Source organism: Amycolatopsis sp. NPDC058278 (assembly GCF_042881395.1).
Classification (GTDB): domain Bacteria; phylum Actinomycetota; class Actinomycetes; order Mycobacteriales; family Pseudonocardiaceae; genus Amycolatopsis.
In genome coordinates this window covers 81,683-102,368 of sequence record NZ_JBHVXZ010000024.1, presented here as the reverse complement: position 1 = coordinate 102,368, position 20,686 = coordinate 81,683, and the positions used below count along the sequence as shown (strand labels likewise).

The window sequence follows — 20,686 nt, the reverse complement described above, 5'->3', positions numbered from 1 at the left end:
TCATCGCTGAGAACCAGCTCAACCTTGGACCGTCCACGACCCGCCATCACCGCATCCTACAAATAGATAGCGGACTTCAGGCGCAGGACACTAGCCGCAGATCCGCTCGGCGATCGCGGCCGGGACACTTTCACACAATTGGCCCGTCCCGCCGCCCTGCACCACCCACTTCCCGCTACGGTAGCCGAACAGGATCCGGCCACCCTCGATTTCGTTGATGAAGTGCGCGAATGCCCCAGGGCGCCTCGCATTTGACGCCCTGCAGCCCCTTTCCCCTGCGTTGTCCGACGGCCCCTCACCGTCTTCCACCCTCAAGACGCCCGGCGGTACTACCGGTTGCACGCCCCGCTCAACGGTGGGGTCACGACGCCGGTTCGGCGCAGACCGTCCGGTTGCGGCCCGCCGCCTTGGCCCGCAGCAACGCCTGTTCCGCCGCCAGCAGCGCTTCGTCGAGGAGCCCGGCCGAGCAGCCCGCCACACCGATCGACACCGTCACCCCGACGAACTGCGGGCCGTCACCCGAGGCCTTCAGCGCCACCAGCGTCGAGGCGATCCGCAGGCGGATGCGCTCGGCGATCGCCATCGCGTCGAACGGGCCGGAACCGGGCAGCAGCACGGCGAACTCCTCGCCGCCGGAACGGCCCACGAGATCGGCGGCCCGGACCTCGTCGCGCAGGGTGCCGGCGACCGCGCGCAGGACGGCGTCGCCGATCCGGGCGCCGTAGCGGTCGTTGAGCAGGCGGAAGTGGTCGAGGTCGAGCAGCAGCACGGCCGGGCCGGGGCCGCCGGGGCGGTCCAGCCGGGCCTCGGCGGCGCCGCGCCAGGACGCGGCGGTCAGCACGCCGGTGCCCGGATCGAGGGTGACGTGGTCGCGGCGGCCGCCGCCCAGCCCGCCGCGGTGCAGCACGACGGTGGCGCCGGCGAGCACCGGGACCAGCAGCGGCGCGGCGACCGCGGCCCAGGCGAGCGGGAGGCCGAAGGCCGTCATCGCGGCGTCGAAGGCGTACCCGGGGGCGGCTTCGCGCGGACGGCGGGGCCCGCCGGCACCGGTCACGAGGGCGGCGTTGACCGCGAGGAACACCAGCCCGGCGGCGGTGAGCAGGAGAACGGTCCGGGAGCCAAGGACCTCACCGACCGGCCGGACGCCGGTCGCGGTGAGGAAAGCCCCCGCGACGAGGCCGGCCAGCGCCGTCGCCGCGGCGCCGAACACCTGCCGGTGGACGGGTCTTCTGCGGACCCGGAACCACTGGTGCAGCGCGGAGAGCACGACCAGCGCGACGGCGAGACCGGGGCGGAGCACGAGGACGCCGGCGAAGATCCACGACGTGTCGACGCCGGGGCCGAGGAGGGTGTCCTCGCGGTGGCGCTCGACCGGCCGCGCGAGCTCCGCCGACACGAGCATCCCGGCCGCGAGCAGCGCGAACGGCGTCAGCATCGCGGCGAGCGGCGGGAAGCGGAGGGCGGCGAGCACGACGGCGGCGATGGCGAGGGCGTCGATCCCGACGAGGTACCAGACCTGGCCGCGGCGCGGCAGCCGCCACAGCGCCCACCGCCGCAGGGCCCAGCGCCGCAGGACGAGGGCGGGCAGGAACCGGCCCGGGCGGCCTTCCCCGCCGGCGGCGACCGTGGAATCCCCCACCATTTCGGCAAAGTAGCCGGAATGCGGGCCCGTGTCGATCCGCCTTAAGGGGAATTTAACACGCCCGGGAGCGCCGGGCACCGTGGGTCATTTTCCGACCGACGGAGGGTTGACACGCAACATTGGTCTAGTCCACTGTGTGGTGGCACACAGCACTCCTCCCGGGTTGATCCCGCCGCCTCAAACCGGAGGTGCTCCACCTGCGCGTTTCGGAGGACCCCCATGCTGCTTCGTTCATCGCCGATCCGCCCACAGTCACGGCCGAAGACCTTCGTAGCGACGGTTGCCCGTCGCTCGGGGGGCGGCCTGCTTTCGGCCGGATCGGCGAAGTCAGTGCGCCGTCTCCTCACCCTCGCGGCCGCGGCTTCGGCCGCGCTGGCGACGACGGTCGGGCTCGCCCCGCCGGCCATGGCCGCGGTCGACCCCGTGCTCGCCTCCCCGTACCTGTACCAGTGGGGCGGGCAGACCAGCCCGACCGCCGCGATGTCCGCGACCGGCGTGAAAGCGTTTACGCTCGCGTTCGTCCTCTCGGACGGCTCGTGCAACCCCAAGTGGGACGGCAGCCGGTCGCTGACCGGCTCCGACAAGACGATGATCCAGAACATCCGCAACGCGGGCGGGGACGTGATCCCCTCCTTCGGCGGCTGGTCCGGCACGAAGCTGGGCTCGAAGTGCACGTCGGCCGCCGCGCTGGCGGGCGCCTACCAGAAGGTGATCGACGCCTACGCGCTCAAGGCGATCGACCTCGACATCGAGAACACCGACGAGTTCCAGAACAACACGGTGCAGGACCGCATCCTCAACGCGGTCAAGCTGACCAAGCAGAAGAACCCGAACCTGAAGGTCGTCATCACCATCGGCACCACCACGACCGGCCCCGACTCGTGGGGCAAGCGCCTGATCAACCAGGCCAAGGCGATCGGCGCCCCGGTCGACGTCTGGTCGGTCATGCCGTTCGACTTCTCCGACGGCGGTGACATGGCCGCCCACACGAAGTCCGCGGTCGACGGGCTGAAGAACCAGCTCAAGACCACGTTCGGCTGGAGCGACGACACCGCCTACCGGCACAGCGGCCTCTCCTCGATGAACGGCAAGACCGACAACGCGGGCGAGACCGTCACGGTCGCGAACTTCACCTCCATCCGCGGCTACGCGGCCGGCCACCACCTGGCCCGCTTCACGTTCTGGGCCACCAACCGCGACTGCAGCGGCGGTGGCGAGTGCAGCGGGATCAGCCAGGACAAGTACGCGTTCACCAAGATCGTCGCCGGCTACACCGGCTGACCCACCGACCCGTAGTGGGGCTGTCGGAGGCCCTCTCACCGGCATCGGGGTCGGTGAGAGGGCCTTCGCGGGTCAGCGCCGCGGCCCGCCGGAGTAGGGCCCGCAGGAGTACGGGTTGCACTGGTACGGGTTCCACGGCGGCGGCGTCCACGTGGGCGGCGGCGGGCTCGTCTTGGCCGTCGTCGACGGCGGCGGCAGTTCGATCGTCACCGTCGGGGTCGGGGTCGGCGTCCGGCGCGCGTGCATCACCGCCGGGGACGGCGTGGTCGTCTCGGTCGGGACGGCCAGCGCGGTCGAGGACGGCACGGCGGTGGCCGGCTGCAGCTGTGGGAACTGCGTGGAGCCCGGCACGGAGTCCGGCCGCGTCGCCAGCACGACGACCAGCCCGCCCAGCACGACGAACACCGCCGACGCCAGCGCCACCCGCGCCGCCCCGCTGTGCCCGGCGCCGAGCCCCGATTCGGGTCCGGTGTCCCGGCGCGCCGCCAGCTCGGCCGCCCGCGAGCCCGGTTTGCGCGGCCGCGCCCCGGTCTGCCGCAGCAGTTCGTCGACCGTGACCCGGTCCCGCCGCTTGCGCGCACTGCGCGTCATGCATGTCCTCCACCCGTGCCCCCGCCGCCGCGCTCGCCCGCGGCCGCATGATCCCGGTGGATAGTAGAAACCCTTGCGGCAATTGTAAACGCGCTGATCGCCGCGCTCTCGTTACCGTTTCGAGACAACCGGATCGCGTTCCCGGCCGTAGCCGTCAACGAGCCGCGAACCACCCCCGCGCGGCGGCCACCCGGGCAGCTCTGACAGCCTCGGCAAGCCGACCACACCCCGGCCCCAACCTCAACGAGCCGCGAACCGCCGCCGAAGCCCGGCCACCCGCCGGGTCACCGGGGTGAACTCCGGCAGCTTCAGCAACGCCAGCAACCCGAACGGCACGGCCATCCCCAGCAGCCCCTGCACCGGCAGCTTCACCCACGCCCCCGGGATCACCCCGAGCGACGCGGGCACGGCGCGCCCGGCGAGCACCGCGGCCACCACTCCCAGCCCGCTCACCGAGAGGGTGATCAGCCCGACCCGCAGCGAGCGCTTGCTGCGCAGGTGGCCGAGCCGGACCCACAGCCAGACCTGGCCGAGGACCGCCCCGACCACGAACCCGGCGCCGTTGACGAGCATGACGCCGTAGACGACGTGCTCGCCGTCGAGCAATCCGCGGCAGAGCAGCAGCAGCGGGATCTTCACCGCGGTCATCACGAGCATGATCAGCGTGGGCGTGCGGGCGTCCTTCATCGCGTAGAACACCCGCAACTGCAGCATGACCAGCGCGAACGGCAGCAGCCCGACCGCCGAGACGGCCAGCGTCTGGCCGAGCCGCTCGGCGTCGTCGAGGGTGCCGCGGCCCCAGGTGAAGATCGCGATGCCGATCGGTGTGCCGACCACGGCCAGCACCGCCGAAATGGGCACGAACAGCACGGTGGACATGCGGGAGGCGAGCGAGAGGTCGCCGACGAGGGACACCGTGTCGCCGTCCGCGGCGGCGCGGCTCATCCGCGGCATCAGCGCGGTCAGCAGCGAAACGCCGAGGATGCCGTACGGGAGCTGGAAGAGCAGGGACGCGTAGCTGTAGGCCGTGACGCCGCCGCTGTTGCCGCCGGTCAGCACGCGGGTGGTGATGACGAACCCGACGTGGCTGACGACGACGTAGCCGAGGATCCACGCGGCCAGCCCGCCGAACTCCTTGATCCGCGGGTCGAAGCCCCAGCGCCAGCGGAACCGGAAACCCGTGCGCAGCAACGCCGGGATGAGCACGACCGCCTGCGCGACGATGCCGAGCGTGGTGCCGAGGCCGAGCACGAGCAGCTTGGGGTCGCTCATCCGGACCGGATCCAACGTCAGCTCCCCCGGCACGAACGCGAACACGACGAGCGTGCCGGTGACGACGACGTTGTTCAGCACCGGCGCCCAGGCCGGCGGGCCGAAGACGTTCTGCGCGTTGAGGATGGCCGAGAGCAGCGCGAACAGGCCGTAGAACAGGATCTGCGGCAGCAGCAGGTACGCCAGCGCGGTGGTCAGCCCGGAGTTCGCGGACGCGGACGATTTGTCGACGTAGAGCGCGGTGAACAGCGGGGCGATCGCCACCGCGACGGCCGTGCCGACGGCGAGCAGCACCAGCGCCATCGTGATGAGCCGCTGGGTGTAGGCGCGGCCGCCGTCGGGGTCGTCGTGCGAGCGGACCAGCAGCGGCACCACGACGCTGGCCAGGACGCCGCCGAAGAGCAGTTCGAAGACGATGTTGGGCAACGTGTTCGCGACGGTGAAGGAGTCGTTGACGACCCCGGCCCCGACCACGGCGGCGAGCAGCAGCTTCGCGACGAACCCGGTGACCCGGCTGACGGCCGAGGCGACCGCCATCCGGCCGCTGGAGCGGGCCAGCGACGAGCCGGCGCCTTCCCCGCGCCCGGCGCTGACCGGCGACGCGGGCGGCCGCGCGACGATCTGGCCGGCGAACTCGTCGTAGGCGCGCCGGGAGACATCGGGGTCACGGGTCGGCCAGTGCGGGCCCCTCAGCTCGCTCGGGAGGAAGACCGTCGCCTCGTCGTCCACCGGTGGTGGGTGCTCCGCCATGGGGACAAGCCTGCCAGGTCGGCGACCCGGGATAAATCGAACACCAGAGCGAAGTCACGACCCTGCGTGACGCGTGATCAGCCGCTCAGGCGGCGACGGTGATCGCCAGCGCCGCGCGGCCCGCCTCGGTCAGCTCGGCGGCGACGCGGCCGGTGGCCCCTTCGGCGCCGGGGCGGAGAAAACCGCCGTGGGCCAGCGCGTGGGCGGTCATCTGATCACAACAGGCGAATCCGTCGATGAAGAGGTCGGGCTCACAGCTGCACGTCATCTGCGCACGACCGGCGGCCACCGCCCTCAACATGGCCATCGCGCGGTGGGTGAGCTCGACTCCTGAACCGGACACCGGACTGCCTTTCCTTTGTCGCCACTACAACGGGTTATTCGCCCATTGGGCCGATTGTGTTACTTACGGCACTAGGACGTCCGGGGTGTGGGTGAGGTTCCCCGGGCGGAAAAGTCTGTCGCGAGGCAGACGCGCGGGGCGCCCCCGGCTGCTCGAATCGAGGCATGAAAGCACTGCTCAAGCACGTGGCCGCGGTGGCCGTGCTGCTCGTGACCGGAGCCGGGACCGCTGTGGCGGACGGGGGTTTGGCGTGGCGAGACTGTTACGACGGCTTGTCGTGCACCGGGATCGAGGTGCCCGCTGACTGGGACCACCCGGCCGGCGGGGCCACCGTCACCGTCCCGCTGCTGCGGATCCCCGCGCGCGAACGGAAACTCGGCACCCTGCTGGTGAACCCGGGCGGTCCCGCGCAGTCGATCCCGCTCTTCGCCGTGCCGGGCTTCCGCGACCAGTTCACCGACCTGGCGGCCCGGTTCGACGTGGTGGTGTTCGACCCGCGCGGCCTCGACGTCACGTGCCCCGGGCCGGCGCCCGCGGCCCTGCCGGGGCCGCTGACGAAGAGCGCGTATGACGCCTACGCCGCCGCCAACGCGAAGTTCGCCGCGGACTGCCCGGCGGCCCCCGGCCACCTCGGCGCCCGCCAGGTCGCCCGCGACATGGACGCGATCCGGGCCCGGCTGGGCGAGCCCCGGCTGAACTACTTCGGCAGCTCGTACGGCACGGTGTACGGGCAGGAGTACGCGGCGCTGTTCGGCCCCCGCGTCGGGCGCATGTACCTCGACAGCGTGCTGGACCACACCCGGTCCGATCCGGTGGCGTGGGCACGGGCCGGCGCGGTGACGGCCGAACGCAACCTGTTCCGGATGGCCCGCTGGTGCGCGGCGGACCCGGGCTGCGCGCTGCACGGGCGTGACGTGATCGCGGTGTGGGACGGGCTCCCGGCGGGGGTGGCCGTCGCGTGGACGGCCGCCCGGATCGGCGACGACCGGAGCTGGCCCGCGCTGACGGCCGCACTGGCGGCGGCCGAAGCCGGGGACACCTCGGCGGTGACGCCCCGTCCGGCCCCGCCCGACGCCCGCCTGGCCCGGACGGCGTTCTGTGCGGATTTCCCCGAGCCGCGCACGTTTCCGGCCGCCGAGCGGGTGGAAGCCGAGCTGCGGGCGGCGGCGCCACGGCTGGGCTGGGCCGCGCACCCGTGGCGGGTGTCGGGGCAGTGCGCCGGGCTGCCCCGGACCGGGCTCACCCCACCGGCCGCCCTGCCCCCGATGCCCCGGGTACTGGTGGCCAACGGCGACGACGACCCGCTGACGCCCGCGGACCACGGCCGCCGGGTGGCTGCGCAGCTGCACGGGAGTTATCTGCCATCGGCGGGCAACCATGCGCTGTACCTGCGGGGGAACGCGTGCGTGCGCGGCTACGTGCACCGGTGGCTGTGGGACGGGGAGCTGCCGCCGTCGGGGGCCCGCTGCGGAAGCGCGGGCTGACGGGCGGGCGGCTGCCCGGATCGGCCTTCATCGCCACGGCTCCCGGTGCCGGTCAGCCACCCGAAACCCCACACCCGGCCAGCCGGAACCCGCCCCGCGAACCCAGCCGGACGTGTACAACGTGGACATGGCCATCGACCACCCGACCAGCCCGGGACCGTGGCAACCGCCGGCTTTCCTCCGCACCGCCACCGGCGATCTCCTCGTCACCGGCGCCGCCGCGGTGGTCGTGCTGGTGCTCGGGCTGGCCGAACGTGCCGGCGCCGATCCGCTCGCCGTCGGCGCGGGCGCCGCCGCGGTGGCCGCTCCGCTCATGCTCCGCCGCCGCTTTCCGCTCGGTGCCGCCCTGCTCTGCGCCGCCGTCGTCCTGGCCCTGCCGCTCTGGCCCGGGCGGCTGGTCACCATGGCCGCGTTCGGGTCGGCCGCCTACCACCGGCCGCGGCTGCGCGTGCTCGGTTGCTCGGTGGGCTGGCTGTTCGTCCTGGCCGTCGCCGGTGTCCGGCCGGCCGGCGCCGCCACCTACACCGACCTCGTGCTCCTCGGCGTCGCGCCGGTCGCGGCCGGGTACGCCCTGCGGCTGCACCGGGACCGCGCCGAGCACGCCGAGCGTCTCTACCGGGCGGAGACCCGGCGCGTCGTCGCCGAGGAGCACGCCCGCATCGCCCGGGAGGTGCACGATGCCGTCGGGCACCACCTCACCGTCATCCGGCTGCAGGCCACCGCCGTCCGCCACGTCGTCCGCGCGCTGCCGCCGGCCGCCGACCGGGCGCTGGTCACCATCGCCGACGCCTCGGCCACCGCCCTCGCCGAAGTGCGGGCCGTCCTGCCGCGAACGGGCGGTTCACTGTCCGATTTGGACACGCTGGTCGAACGCATCACCGGCCCGGACCGCACGGTCACCCTCACCCGGCGCGGCGCGCCGGACGTGGCGCCGCACCTGGACCACGCCGGCTACCGGGTGGCCCAGGAAGCGCTCACCAACGTCCTGCGCCACTCCGACGCGACCCGCGTGGACCTGAGCGTCGACCACCGTCCGGACGCCGTCGTGGTCACCGTCGCGGACAACGGCTCCACCCACCCCGGTGCCCCGGCCGAAGGCAGCGGCCTGCGCGGGATGCGGGAGCGGACCCGGTTGCTCGGCGGCACCTTGGAAATCGGGCCCAACGGCCCGGCCGGCTGGCGCGTCGAAGCCCGGCTGCCCCGATGATCCGCACACTGCTCGCGGACGACCAGGAGCCGGTCCGCTGGGCCCTGCGCCTGGTGCTCGACGCCGAGGAAGACATCGAGGTGGTCGGCGAAGCCGCCGACGGCGCCGAAGCCGTCGAGAAGGCCCGGTACGGCGGCGTCGATGTCGTGGTGCTCGACCTCCGCATGCCGCGCCTGGACGGGATCGCCGCCATCCGCCGGATCGGCGAATCGGTCAACCCGGCGCCCGCGGTCGTCGCACTGACCACGTTCGACGTCGACGAGTACCTGTTCGGAGCACTCGCGGCGGGCGCGGCGGGCTTCGTGCTGAAGGACAGCGAACCGGCGCTGCTGGTCGATGCCGTCCGCGCGGCGGCGAAGGGCCAGGGCATGCTCGACCCGCAGGTCACCCGCCGCACCCTCCGCCGGTTCGCCGAACCCGCACCCCGCCGCCCGCCGGACGGCCTCGACCGGCTCACCCCGAGGGAACTCGAAGTGCTGCGGCACGTGGCGAAGGGCATGAGCAACGCCGAGATCGCCGGTGCCCTCGTCGTCGGTGAAGGCACGGTCAAGACCCACGTGGCCCGGATGCTGGCCAAGCTCGGCCTGCGTACCCGGGTCCACCTGGTGATCCACGCCTACGAACACGGCCTCGTGGACGGCCGCTGAACTCGGGCCGCACCCGGAACGGGCGACGACCGCGCCTAGGTCAGCCGCAGCTCCAGCGTCCGGGCCCATTCGCGCACGATCTGGCGCCGGCGGCGGGTGTCGTCCGTCAGGAGGTTGGCCAGGCCGAGGCCGCGGGCCAGGTCGAGGGTGGCCTGGACCAGCTCGCGCACGCCCGGCCGGGACTCGTCGACGCCGAGGAGCTCCACCGTCACGCGGTGCGCCTCGCGGCCGACCCGGGCTTCGAGGGGCACCAGCACGTCCCGCAGCGCCTCGTCGGTCGCCGCCACCGACCACAGCTGGAGGGCCGCGCGGAACAGCGGGCCGGTGTACAGGTTCAGCACCATCTCCACGACGCGCTCGATGCGGGACGCCCCGCTCGGCAGGCCGGCCGCCTGGGCGCGCAGCTCGTCGATCTGGGCTTCGCCGAGCAGGTCGACCGCCGCCACCACGAGGTCCTCGCGGGCCGGGAAGTGGTGCTGTGCCGCGCCGCGGGAGACGCCCGCTCGCTCGGCGATCCCGGCCACCGTCACGCCGTGCCAGCCGCGCTCGCCGAAGCTGTCGAGCGCGGCCTCGACCAGGCGCCGCCGCGTGGTGCGGCTGCGCTCCTGCTGGGGTTCGCGGATGCCGGTCAAGCCGGGTCCACCCAGAAGTCGAGCTGCAGGTCCTCTTCCGAACCCCCGACACGGTACTTCGAGAAATCCGTGACGCCGGCAGCGCGCAGCACTTCGTCGTCGAGGAAGAAGTGACCGGTCGCCGAACGGCTCGGCTCGGTCAGGATCGCGTGCGCCGCGTCGGCCATGATCTCCGGTGTGCGGCTGCGCGAAGCCAGTTCCGCGCCGACGACGTTGCGGATCGCCGCGGTGTCGATCGTGGTCCGCGGCCACAGGGAGTTGACCGCGACCCCGTCCTCCTTCAGTTCCGCGGCGAGCCCGACGGTCACCAGGCTCATCGAGTACTTGGCGATGCTGTACGCGAGGTGCCCGGCGGTGAACCACTTCTCGTCGAGGCTGATCGGGGGCGACAGCGTCAGGATGTGCGGGTTCGCCGACCGGCGCAGGTGCGGGATGGCCAGTTTGGACAGCAGGAACGTGCCGCGCGCGTTGATGTCCTGCATCAGGTCGTAGCGCTTCATGCTGACCTGCTCGGTCGGCGTCAGGTCGATCGCGCTGGCGTTGTTCACGACGATGTCGATGCCGCCGAACTGCTCGACGGTCCTCGCCACCGCGGCGGCGACACCGTCGTCGTCGCGGACGTCGCCGAGGATCGGCAGTGCGTGCCCGCCCGCCTTCTCGATCGCCTCGGCCGCCGTGTGGATCGTGCCCGGCAGCTTCGGGTGGGGCTCACCCGTCTTGGCCAGCAGCGCGACGTTCGCGCCGTCGGCGGCCGCCCGGAGCGCGATCGCCTCGCCGATGCCGCGGCTGCCACCGGACATGATGATCGTCTTGCCGTCCAAAGTAGACATGTCGGCTCCTAGTAGGACTTCGGGAGGCCGAGGCTGTGCTGGCCGACGAAGTTGAGCACCATCTCGCGGCTGACCGGCGCGATCCGGCCCAGGCGCACCGCCGTCACCAGCGTGCCGAGGCCGTATTCGGTGGCCAGGCCGTTGCCGCCGTGGGTCTGCACGGCCTGGTCGGTGGCCCGGATGGCGACCTCGGCGGCGGCGTACTTCGCCATGTTGGCCGACTCCCCCGCGCCGAAGTCGTCGCCGGAGTCGTAGAGCGACGCCGCTTTCTGCGTCATCAGCTTCGCGAGTTCCAGCTCGATCTTGATCTCGGCGAGCGGGTGCGCGAGGCCCTGGTGGGTGCCGATGGGGGTACCCCAGACCTGCCGCTCGTTCGCGTAGCCGACGGCCTTGGCCAGCGCGTACCGCGCGATGCCGAGGGAGAACGACGCCCCCATGATGCGTTCCGGGTTGAGGCCCGCGAACAGCTGCGCGATCGCCGCGTCCTCCTCGCCGACCAGCGCTTCGGCCGGGAGCTTGACGTCGTCGAGGAACAGCGAGAACTGGTTCTCCGGCGCGACGATGTCCATCGGGATCTTCGTGTGCTCGAAGCCCTCGGTGTTCGTCGGCAGGATGAACAGCGCGGGCTTGAGCTTGCCGGTCCTGGAGTCCCCCATGCGGCCCACGACGAGCACCGCGTCGGCTTCGTCGACGCCGGAGATGTAGACCTTGCGTCCGTTGAGGACCCAGCCGTCGCCGTCGCGCTTGGCGGTGGTGGTGATCTTGTGCGAGTTCGACCCGGCGTCCGGCTCCGTGATCGCGAAGACCATCCGCTTGCTGCCGTCGGCGATGCCGGGCAGCCACTGCTTCTTCTGTTCTTCGGTGCCGAAGCGGGAGATCACGGTGCCGCAGATCGCCGGCGAGACGACCATGAGCAGCAGCGGCGAACCCGCGGCGGCGAGTTCTTCGAGCACCGCCGCGAGGTCGGCGATGCCCGCGCCCCCGCCGCCGTACTCCTCGGGGATGTTGACGCCGAGGTAGCCCAGGCGCCCGGCTTCGTCCCACAGCTCGTGGGTCTTCTCGCCCGCGCGAGCCTTGCGGGCGTAGTACTCGTGCCCGTACTTGGCACCCAGCTCGGCGACGGCCTTGCGGAGCGCGATCCGCTCCTCCGGCTCGACGAAGTTCATGGCGTTCATTCTGCTTCTCCCACCACCGCGAGGATCGTGCCCACTTCGACCTGCTGTCCGACCGTGACCGGCAGTTCCGCCACCACACCGTCGGCGGGCGCGGCGATCCGGTGTTCCATCTTCATCGCTTCGAGCCACAGCAGCGGATCGCCGGCCTTGACCGGGTCCCCGGCCTGCACGGCGAGCCGCACGACCGTGCCCGGCATCGGCGCCACCAGTGACCCGGCAGCGAGGGCCGCGTCCGGGCCGGCGAATCGCGGGGCCGCCGTCAGCGCGACCGGACCGAGCGCGGAGTCCACATAGGACACTTCGTCGTGGCGCGCGACCTCGAAGGTGCGCCGCACCCCGCCCACGGCGAGGACCACCCGGCCCGGCTCGGCACTGATCAGCTCGGCGTCGTAGCCCTCGGCGGCCAACCCGTTCCGGGTCAGTGAGTAGACCACTTCGTACTCGCGGTCCGCGATCGAGAAGACCTTGCGCTGCCCGGCCGAGCGGACGTTGCGCCAGCCACTGGGCAGCCTGCTCTGCGTGGTGGCCGACGCCCGATTGCCTGCCGCGTCCGCCAAGGCCGCCGCGAGGGCAGAGAGCCGTTCGGTGTCCACTGTGGCCAGGGGGGCGGCCAGGGTGTCGAGGCCGTGGCGGTCGAAGAACGCCGTGTCCGTCTCCCCGGCCAGGAACGCCTCGTGGCGCAAGATGTTCACCAGGAGATCGCGGTTGGTGACCACACCGTGGATCTTCGACGCCGCCAAAGCTTTCGCCAGCCGCCTCGCCGCTTCGGCGCGGGTGGGCGCCCAGGTGATCACCTTGGCGAGCATCGGGTCGTAGTGGACGCCCACCACCGACCCGGTCTCGAACCCGGAGTCGAGGCGCAGTCCGGGCCCGTGCGTGAAGGAGCGGTCCACATCGGGCACGTCGAACGTGTGCAGCGTGCCGCTCTGCGGCTGCCAGCCCGCCGCCGGGTCTTCGGCGTACAGCCGGACCTCGATGGAGTGGCCCACCGTGGGGGGCGGATCGGCCGGGAGCCGCTCGCCCTCGGCGATCCGCAGCTGCAAGGCGACCAGGTCGAGCCCCGTGACGTTCTCGGTGACCGGGTGCTCGACCTGCAGCCGGGTGTTCATCTCGAGGAAGTAGAAGCGGCCGTCGGGCCCGGCGAGGAACTCGACCGTGCCCGCGCCGACGTAGTCGATCGCCTTGGCGGCCTTGCGCGCGGCGTCGAACAGCTCCGCGCGCATGGCGGCGTCGACGAACGGCGAGGGCGCCTCCTCGACGACCTTCTGGTGCCGTCGCTGGATGGAGCACTCCCGCTCCCCCACCGCCCACACCGTGCCGTGCCGGTCGGCGAGCACCTGGACCTCGATGTGCCGCCCGGTCTCCAGGTAGCGCTCACAGAAGACGGTGGGGTCGCCGAACGCCGACCCGGCCTCGGCACTGGCGCCTTCGACCGCCTCGGCCAGCTCGCCGAGCGAGCGGACCACGCGCATCCCGCGGCCGCCACCGCCGGCGGACGCCTTGACCAGCAACGGCAGGTCTTCGGAGGTCACCGAAGCCGGGTCCAGCTCGGCCAGGACCGGGACCCCGGCCGCGGCCATCAGCCGCTTCGACTCCACTTTGGAGCCCATCGTCTCGATGGCCCCGGGCGGCGGACCGACCCAGGTGAGCCCGGCGTCGAGCACGGCCCGCGCGAACGCGGCGTTCTCGGAGAGGAAGCCGTAGCCGGGGTGAACGGCGTCGGCGCCGGTCCCGGCCGCGGCCTTGACCAGCAGCTCCGCCCGCAGGTACGTCTCGGACGGCGCGTTGCCGGGCAGCCGGACGGCCGCGTCGGCCTCCCGGGCGTGCGGCGCGGCGGCATCGGCGTCGGAGAACACCGCGACCGTGCCGATCCCGGCGTCGCGGCAGGTGCGGAAGACGCGGCGGGCGATCTCACCGCGGTTGGCGACCAGCAGGTTCTGGATCATCGCTCGCTCACATCCGGAAGACGCCGAAACCTTCGGCGCCCTTCACTGGTCCATTGTGGATCGCGGACAGGCTCAGGCCCAGCACGGTGCGGGTGTCGCGCGGGTCGATGATGCCGTCGTCGTAGAGCATGCCGGAGAGGAACATCGGCATCGACTCGGCTTCGATCTGGCCTTCCACCATGGCGCGCATGGCCTTGTCGTGTTCCTCGTTGTACTCCTGGCCGCGGCTTTCGGCCGCGGCGCGGGCCACGATCGACAGCACGCCGGCCAGCTGCGCCGGGCCCATCACCGCGGACTTCGCGCTCGGCCAGGCGAACAGGAAACGGGGGTCGTAGGCCCGGCCGCACATCCCGTAGTGGCCGGCACCGTAGGACGCTCCCATGAGGACGGACAGGTGCGGCACCTTCGAGTTCGAGACGGCGTTGATCATCATCGCGCCGTGCTTGATGATGCCGCTCTGCTCGTACTCCTTGCCGACCATGTAGCCGGTCGTGTTGTGCAGGAACACCAGCGGGGTGTGGATCTGGTTGGCCAGCTGGATGAACTGCGCGGCCTTCTGCGACTCCTCGCCGAAGAGCACGCCCTGGGCGTTGGCCAGCACGCCGACCGGGTAGCCGTGGATGCTCGCCCAGCCGGTCACCAGCGAAGAGCCGTAGAGCGGCTTGAACTCGTCGAAGTCGGAGCCGTCGACGACCCGGGCGATGACCTCGCGCGGGTCGAAGGGCACCTTCAGGTCGGTCGGCACGATGCCGAGCAGGTCCTCGGGATCGTGGAGCGGCTCTTCGTAGTCCGGCTTCGGCGAAGGCCCCTGCTTCGTCCAGTTGAGCCGCTTGACGATGTTGCGCCCCAGGCGGATCGCGTCCTGCTCGTCGGCGGCCAGGTAGTCGGCCAGGCCCGAGGTCCGCGCGTGCATTTCGGCGCCGCCGAGCGACTCGTCGTCGGACTCCTCACCGGTGGCCATCTTCACCAGCGGCGGCCCGCCGAGGAACACCTTCGCGCGTTCCTTGACCATCACGACGTAGTCCGACATGCCGGGCAGGTACGCGCCCCCGGCCGTGGAGTTGCCGAAGACCAGCGCGATCGTCGGGCAGCCCGCGGCCGAGGCGCGCGTGAGGTCCCGGAAGATCCGGCCGCCCGGGATGAAGATCTCCTTCTGGGTGGGCAGGTCCGCGCCGCCGGACTCGACGAGGTTGATCGACGGCAGCCGGTTCTGCGCGGCGATGTCCGCGGCCCGGAAACTCTTCTTCGTGGTCCACGGGTTGCTCGCGCCGCCCTTGACCGTCGGGTCGCTGGCCGAGATCAGGCACTCGACGCCTTCGACGACGCCGATCCCGGTCACCAGGCTCGCGCCGACGCGGTAGTCGGTGCCCCACGCGGCCAGCGGCGACAGCTCCAGGAACGGCGAATCCGCGTCGAGGAGGAGCTCGATGCGTTCCCGGGCGAGGAGCTTGCCGCGCTTGCGGTGCCGCTCGACGTACTTCTCGCCGCCGCCGGCGACGGCCTTGGCGTGCTCGGCGTCGATTTCGGCGAGCTTTTCCAGCATCGCGTCGCGGTTCGCGCCGAACTCGGCGGCCCGTGTGTCCACTGTGGACCTCAGAGCAGTCACGAGGTGTATCCCAATCGCTTCGCGGCCAGGCCGGTGAGGATCTCGGTGGTGCCGCCGCCGATGCCGAGGATCCGGACGTCGCGGTAGTGGCGCTCCACTTCGGACTCGCGCATGTAGCCGAGCCCGCCGTGCAGCTGGACGGCCTCGTTGACCACCCATTCGGCGGCCTCGACGGCGGTGTTCTTGGCGAAACAGGCTTCGGCGATGACCTCTTCACCGGAGACGTGCCGGATCGCGGCCTGCCGGGTGTAGGTGCGGGCGACGTCGACCTTCCGCGCCATTTCGGTGAGCTTGTGCTGGACGACCTGCCGCGAGATGAGCGGGCGGCCGAACGTCTCGCGCAGCCGGCACCAGTCCAGCGTCAGGTCGAGCGCGCGCTGGGCGTGGGCGTACGCCTGCACGGCCAGCGACAGCCGTTCGGTGACGAACTGGGTGGCAACCTGGGCGAACCCGCTGTTCTCGGTGCCGACCAGGTGCTCCACCGGAACCCGGACGTCCACGTAGGACAGTTCGGCGGTGTCGGAGCAGAGCCAGCCCATCTTCTCGAGCTTGCGGCTCACCGTGAAACCCGGTGTCCCGCGTTCGACGACGATCAGTGAAAGCCCGTGGGCACCGTCACCGCCGGTGCGCACCACCGTCGTCACGAAGTCCGCGCGGCAGCCGGAGGTGATGAAGGTCTTGGCGCCGTTGATGACGTACTCGTCGCCCTCGCGGACGGCGGTGGTCCGGATCCCGGCGACGTCGGAGCCGCCGTCCGGCTCGGTCACGGCGAGGGCGCCGATCTTGGCCCCGGCCAGGGTCGGCCGCACCCAGCGTTCGATCTGGACCGGGTCGCCCGCCTCGGCGATGTGCGGCACGGCGATGCCGCAGGTGAACAGCGACGCGAAGAGCCCGCCGGAACCACCGGCGTAGTGCATCTCCTCCGCGACGACCAGAGCGTCGAGGTAGTTGCCGTCTCCCCCGCCGATCTCTTCCGGGAAGGCGACGCCGAGCAGGCCGAGGTCCCCGGCCGTGCGGTGCAGGTCCCGGGGGAGTTCGCCGGAGCGCTCCCAGTCGTCGAGGTGCGGCAGGACCTCCTGCTCGACGAACTTCCGGACGGTCCGGCGCAGTTCGGTCCGTTCGGGCGCCCGGAAGGGATCGGTCACAGCAGGACCTCCGGGACGTCGATCTCCCGCGACCGCAGCCACTCGCCGAGCGCCTTGGCCTGCGGGTCGAACCGGGCCTGCGAGGCGACGCCCTCGCCGAGGAGGCCTTCGACGACGAAGTTCATCGCCCGCAGGTTCGGCAGCAGGTACCGCGTGACCGGCAGGTCGGCGGTCTCGGGCAGCAGCAGCTTGACCTCGGCGACGGTCAGCCGGTGCACCAGCCAGCGCCACGCCTCGTCCGACCGCACCCAGACGCCGAGGTTGGCGTTGCCGCCCTTGTCGCCGCTGCGCGCGCCGGCGATCGCGCCGAGGGGCACCCGCCGCACCGGCCCGTGGCCGAGGGGTTCGGGCCGGGCCGGCTCATCCACTTCGGACAGCTCCTGGGTGGACGTCGAAGGCGCTATATCGACACGCATCCCGTCCGGCAGCACGGCGACGTGCGGGACTTTCGCGGCGTCCACGTAGGCCGCGGTGTAGACGCCGTACGGCGAGGCATCGGACGGCGGGGCCGTCACGTGGAACCCGGGGTAGCTGGCCAGCGCGAGTTCGACGGCCGCGCCGGTGAACGCGCGGCCGGCGATCTTCGGGTCGGCGTCCTTGACGGCGACGTGCAGCAGCGCACTCGCCGTCTGCTCGGTGTCGGCGTCCCGGTGGTCGGTGCGCGCGAGGGTCCAGCGGACGTCGGCCGGCGGCCGGTCCTTCATGGACGCTTCGAGCTGTTCCCGCACCAGCGCGGCTTTCGCCTCGATGTCGAGTCCGGTGAGGACGAACGTCGTCTCGTTGCGGAACCCGCCGAGGCGGTTGAGGGCGACCTTCAGCGTCGGCGGCGGGGCTTCGCCGCGGACCCCGGAGATGCGGACGCGGTCGGGCCCGTCTTCGGCCAGGGACAGCGTGTCGAACCGCGTGGTGACGTCCGGTCCCGCGTACCGCGCTCCGGTGATCTCGTACAGCAGCTGCGCGGTGACCGTGCCGACGTTGACCACGCCGCCGGTGCCGGGGTGCTTGGTGATGACGCTGGAGCCGTCGGCCTCGATCTCGGCGATCGGGAACCCGGGCACGCCGAGGGAGTGTTCGGTGAAGAAGGCGTAGTTGCCGCCGGTGGCCTGGGCTCCGCATTCGATGACGTGCCCGGCGGCGACCGCGCCGGCGAGGGCGTCGAAGTCGTCACGGGCCCAGCCGTAGTGCGCGGCGGCCGGGCCGACGACGACGGAGGCGTCGGTGACGCGCCCGGTGACGACGACGTCGGCGCCCGCGTTGAGGCACTCCGCGATGCCCCAGGCGCCGAGGTAGGCGTTGGCGGTCAACGGCTTGCCGAGGTCCAGCTCCTCGGCCCGCGCCACGAGATCATCGCCTTCGACGTGCGCGATCTTGACGTCCAGCCCGAGCTCGGCGGCCAGTTCGCGGAGGGCGCCGGCGAGCCCGGCGGGGTTGAGGCCGCCCGCGTCGGTGACGATCTTGACGCCGTTTTCTTTTGCCAGGCCGAGGTTTTCCGCCATCTGGCGGAGGAACGTCTTGGCGTAGCCGCGGGTGGCGTCCTTCATCCGGTCGCGGCCGAGGATGAGCATGGTCAGCTCGGCCAGGTAGTCGCCGGTGAGCACGTCGAGGGGGCCGCCGGTGAGCATCTCGCGAACCGCGCTGAACCGGTCGCCGTAGAAGCCCGAGGCGTTGCCGATGCGGTACGTCATGTGAATTGCCCCGGCTTGCGGCCTTCCCCGGCAGGCCCGGCGAAGGCCTGCGCGATGGTCAGCCACTCCTCGACGTCGGCGCCCTGCGCCACGAGGTCCGTGTCGGCCGGGTGCCGCCGCTGCGTGACGACGAGGCAGAAGTCCAGCGCGCTGCCGGTGAGCTTCTGCCCGGCGTCCTCCGGGCCGAACGCCCAGGTGGAGCCGTCGGGCGCGGTGAGCTCGACGCGGAACTCCCCGGGCGGCGGCGCGAGCGAGTGGACCTTGTAGGCGAAGTCGCGGGTCCGGGTGCCGAAGCGGGCGATGTGCCACAGCCGCGCGGTGGGCTCGCGGGTCAGGCCGAGGGCGTCGAAGACGTCCTGGCCGTGCGCCCAGGTCTCCATCATCCGCGCGGTGCCCATCGAAGCGGCGCTCATCGGCGGCCCGTACCAGGGCAGTTTCTGCCCGTCGGGGACGGCGGCGAGGGCTTCGGCCAGCGCCGCGCGCCCGGACCGCCAGTCTTCGAGGATCTCCCGCGGCGGCCGCTGCGCTCCGGCCGCGGCCCCGTCGTCGACGTAGGTCTCCCCGGCTTTGAGGAGTGCTTCGACCTCGGCCTGCCAGTCCTCCGGGTGCGCGGCCGCGATCAGGGCCTTCCGGTCGGTCCAGGCCAGGTGCGCGATCTGGTGCGCGATCGTCCACCCCGCGGCCGGCGTTTCCCGCGCCCAGTCCGCCGCGGGCAGGTTCGCCACCACGTCGTCGATCGTCCGTGTCTCCGCGTCGAGATCCCCGAGGATCACGCCGAGATCCGCCATCGCCCGCCTCCTTGCGTCCGGGAGCCAGCGTGGCACCGGCGGCCAGAAAAATCAAGCACGCCTGATTGTTTTGTTCGGGACGCTGCAAACCCACTATTGACATCTTGCCAGTAGCGCCGGACTGCAATAGCTTCGTCGCATGGCCGACTACGCCGAGATCACCTACGCCGTCGCGGACCGGATCGCCACGGTCACGCTGAACCGGCCCGAGGCGCGCAACGGCTACACGATCCGGATGGCCGACGAGCTCGGTGCCGCCATGGACCGTGCCGATCGTGACGAGGACGTCCGTGTGGTCGTGCTGACCGGCGCCGGGAAGGACTTCTGCGTCGGGGCCGACCTCTCGCAAGGCGGCTTCGACTTCGACCCCGCCGAGGGGCCCGGCCGGGAATGGCAGGAGCCCGCCGGGCGGTGCTCGAAGCGGATCTTCACCATGAACAAGCCGGTGATCGCCGCCCTGCACGGCGCGGCCGTCGGCGGCGGCATCACGATCACGCTGGCGTGCGACTACCGGCTCGCCTCAGCGGACTCCCGGTTCGGGTTCGTCTTCACCCGCCGCGGCATCTACCCCGAGGGCGCCTCCGCGTGGTTCCTCCCCCGGCTCGTCGGGATGGGCACCGCGCTCGACTGGATGATCAGCGGACGCGTGTTCCCGGCGGCGGAGGCTCTCGAAAAAGGCCTGGTGCACCAGGTTTTCCCCACTGGAACCGTGCTCGACGAAGCGAAGAAGCTGGCGAAGGAGATCGTCGAGACGACGGCCCCGGTGTCGGTCGCGGTGACCCGCCAGCTGCTCTACCGGATGGCGAGCGCCGGGTCGCCGTTCCCGGTGCACGAGCTCGACTCGAAGCTGATCGGCGGGCTCGGCGCGAACCCGGACGCCGTCGAGGGTGTCCTGTCGTTCCTGCAGAAGCGGCCGCCGTCGTTCGGCATGCGCGTCGAAAAGGACCTGCCCGACTACCTGCCCTGGCTGGAGAAATGACCCCGTACCCGCCGCAGCCCTGGAACCTGGTCGCCGACGCCCACGTGTCGATCTGGCGGGTCCCCGCGCGCGACGTGCACCCGGGCGCCCTGTCCCTCGCCGGGTACACCTGCGTGTTCACCGCCTGGATCGCCTACCGCGAGCCCGGGCAGCTCGGTTACCACGAGCTGCTCGCCGCCGTCCCGGTGCGCGGGAAGCGGACCACGTGCACGATCACGCAGATCTGGGTCGACTCCGCAGTCTCGCTCGCCGGCGGCCGCGAGCTGTGGGCCATCCCGAAGGACCTCGCGGCCCTGCAGTTCACCGACCGCACGTACACCGCGGCGACCGGCGACGACTGGATCGCCACCGCGGCCTTCACCCCGAGGCCGGGTTCGCCGCTCGCCCTCCCCGGCCGGTTCGACGTCCTCCAGGACCGCGACGGCACCCCGGTGCGCACCCCCGTCGGCGCGAAGATCCGGCCCCGGCTCGCCGCGGCCGACTGGACGGTCAACGCGTCCGGCCCGCTCGGCTACCTCGCCGGCCGGCGCCCGTTCCTGAGCCTCGCCCTGCCCGGCAGCGAGCTGCGTTTCGGGGCGTGAGCAGCACCTCTGGGTGATCACCCCACCCCGCCAGAGTGAACTAATGACACGCCATCTGGGGTCCCGCGCGCACACCCACCCCAACATGTAGTCTCTGAGAAC

At 72.0% G+C, this 20,686-nt stretch carries 18 protein-coding genes; 6 read left to right on the top strand and 12 right to left on the bottom strand.

Features of this window, described 5'->3' with window-relative positions; genetic code table 11:
• Positions 1–361: 361 nt before the first annotated feature.
• Positions 362–1,642 (bottom strand): diguanylate cyclase, encoded by a 1,281-nt coding sequence (locus ACFVYA_RS15420; protein ID WP_387045428.1) that lies wholly within the window; start codon positions 1,640–1,642, stop codon positions 362–364.
• A gap of 330 nt (positions 1,643–1,972) precedes the next feature.
• Between ACFVYA_RS15420 and ACFVYA_RS15415 the strand changes: the two genes are divergently transcribed.
• Entirely contained in the window at positions 1,973–2,923 is a 951-nt protein-coding gene (locus tag ACFVYA_RS15415) for a chitinase (protein ID WP_387045425.1), read from the top strand.
• A gap of 72 nt (positions 2,924–2,995) precedes the next feature.
• Here ACFVYA_RS15415 and ACFVYA_RS15410 read toward each other — a convergent pair whose 3' ends face one another.
• The 3 genes from ACFVYA_RS15410 to ACFVYA_RS15400 form a co-directional block, all read right to left on the bottom strand.
• Positions 2,996–3,514, bottom strand: a complete 519-nt coding sequence (locus ACFVYA_RS15410; RefSeq protein ID WP_387045424.1) for a hypothetical protein — start codon at positions 3,512–3,514, stop codon at positions 2,996–2,998.
• 240 nt (positions 3,515–3,754) lie between these two features.
• On the bottom strand, positions 3,755–5,536 hold the full coding sequence (murJ, locus tag ACFVYA_RS15405) for a murein biosynthesis integral membrane protein MurJ (protein ID WP_387045422.1): 1,782 nt from the start codon (positions 5,534–5,536) through the stop codon (positions 3,755–3,757).
• Positions 5,537–5,621: 85 nt separating this feature from the next.
• Positions 5,622–5,879: a hypothetical protein gene (locus tag ACFVYA_RS15400; RefSeq protein ID WP_285990130.1), complete on the bottom strand. Its 258-nt coding sequence runs from the start codon at positions 5,877–5,879 to the stop codon at positions 5,622–5,624.
• Between the two features lie 164 nt (positions 5,880–6,043).
• Between ACFVYA_RS15400 and ACFVYA_RS15395 the strand changes: the two genes are divergently transcribed.
• From ACFVYA_RS15395 to ACFVYA_RS15385, 3 genes are all read left to right on the top strand, one after another.
• Positions 6,044–7,363, top strand: coding sequence for an alpha/beta fold hydrolase (locus ACFVYA_RS15395; protein WP_387045421.1), 1,320 nt, complete (start codon positions 6,044–6,046; stop codon positions 7,361–7,363).
• A 127-nt stretch (positions 7,364–7,490) separates the two neighbouring features.
• On the top strand, positions 7,491–8,570 hold the full coding sequence (locus ACFVYA_RS15390) for a sensor histidine kinase (protein WP_387045420.1): 1,080 nt from the start codon (positions 7,491–7,493) through the stop codon (positions 8,568–8,570).
• The gene (locus tag ACFVYA_RS15385; protein ID WP_387045419.1) at positions 8,567–9,217 is read left to right on the top strand and encodes a response regulator; all 651 of its coding nucleotides are present in this window, start codon (positions 8,567–8,569) and stop codon (positions 9,215–9,217) included. Before ACFVYA_RS15390 ends, ACFVYA_RS15385 begins: the two co-directional genes overlap by 4 nt.
• Positions 9,218–9,252: 35 nt before the next feature.
• Here the strand turns inward: ACFVYA_RS15385 and ACFVYA_RS15380 are convergent, their stop codons facing one another.
• From ACFVYA_RS15380 to ACFVYA_RS15345, 8 genes are read right to left on the bottom strand one after another with little or no spacing between them, the layout of a single operon-like run.
• Positions 9,253–9,849, bottom strand: a complete 597-nt coding sequence (locus ACFVYA_RS15380) for a TetR/AcrR family transcriptional regulator (protein WP_285990127.1) — start codon at positions 9,847–9,849, stop codon at positions 9,253–9,255.
• Complete coding sequence (locus ACFVYA_RS15375; RefSeq protein WP_387045415.1) at positions 9,846–10,679, bottom strand: SDR family oxidoreductase; 834 nt, start codon at positions 10,677–10,679, stop codon at positions 9,846–9,848. Before ACFVYA_RS15375 ends, ACFVYA_RS15380 begins: the two co-directional genes overlap by 4 nt.
• 8 nt (positions 10,680–10,687) lie before the next feature.
• A complete protein-coding gene (locus ACFVYA_RS15370; RefSeq protein ID WP_387045413.1) occupies positions 10,688–11,854 on the bottom strand; it encodes an acyl-CoA dehydrogenase family protein in 1,167 nt (388 codons plus the stop codon).
• Entirely contained in the window at positions 11,851–13,800 is a 1,950-nt protein-coding gene (locus ACFVYA_RS15365; RefSeq protein ID WP_387045411.1) for an acetyl/propionyl/methylcrotonyl-CoA carboxylase subunit alpha, read from the bottom strand. Before ACFVYA_RS15365 ends, ACFVYA_RS15370 begins: the two co-directional genes overlap by 4 nt.
• A 7-nt stretch (positions 13,801–13,807) precedes the next feature.
• Positions 13,808–15,406, bottom strand: coding sequence for an acyl-CoA carboxylase subunit beta (locus tag ACFVYA_RS15360; RefSeq protein ID WP_387045410.1), 1,599 nt, complete (start codon positions 15,404–15,406; stop codon positions 13,808–13,810).
• The gene (locus ACFVYA_RS15355) at positions 15,403–16,551 is read right to left on the bottom strand and encodes an acyl-CoA dehydrogenase family protein (protein ID WP_387045409.1); all 1,149 of its coding nucleotides are present in this window, start codon (positions 16,549–16,551) and stop codon (positions 15,403–15,405) included. The genes ACFVYA_RS15360 and ACFVYA_RS15355 overlap by 4 nt, the downstream gene beginning before the upstream one ends.
• Positions 16,548–18,236, bottom strand: coding sequence for an acyclic terpene utilization AtuA family protein (locus tag ACFVYA_RS15350; protein WP_387045407.1), 1,689 nt, complete (start codon positions 18,234–18,236; stop codon positions 16,548–16,550). Before ACFVYA_RS15350 ends, ACFVYA_RS15355 begins: the two co-directional genes overlap by 4 nt.
• Entirely contained in the window at positions 18,233–19,024 is a 792-nt protein-coding gene (locus tag ACFVYA_RS15345) for a TIGR03084 family metal-binding protein (RefSeq protein WP_387045404.1), read from the bottom strand. The genes ACFVYA_RS15350 and ACFVYA_RS15345 overlap by 4 nt, the downstream gene beginning before the upstream one ends.
• Positions 19,025–19,163: 139 nt before the next feature.
• On the opposite strand from ACFVYA_RS15345, the gene ACFVYA_RS15340 reads away from it, so the two are divergent.
• Both ACFVYA_RS15340 and ACFVYA_RS15335 read left to right on the top strand, forming a co-directional pair.
• On the top strand, positions 19,164–20,003 hold the full coding sequence (locus ACFVYA_RS15340; protein WP_387045402.1) for an enoyl-CoA hydratase-related protein: 840 nt from the start codon (positions 19,164–19,166) through the stop codon (positions 20,001–20,003).
• Positions 20,000–20,584, top strand: a complete 585-nt coding sequence (locus ACFVYA_RS15335; protein ID WP_387045400.1) for an acetoacetate decarboxylase family protein — start codon at positions 20,000–20,002, stop codon at positions 20,582–20,584. The genes ACFVYA_RS15340 and ACFVYA_RS15335 overlap by 4 nt, the downstream gene beginning before the upstream one ends.
• The last annotated feature ends 102 nt before the right edge of the window (positions 20,585–20,686 follow it).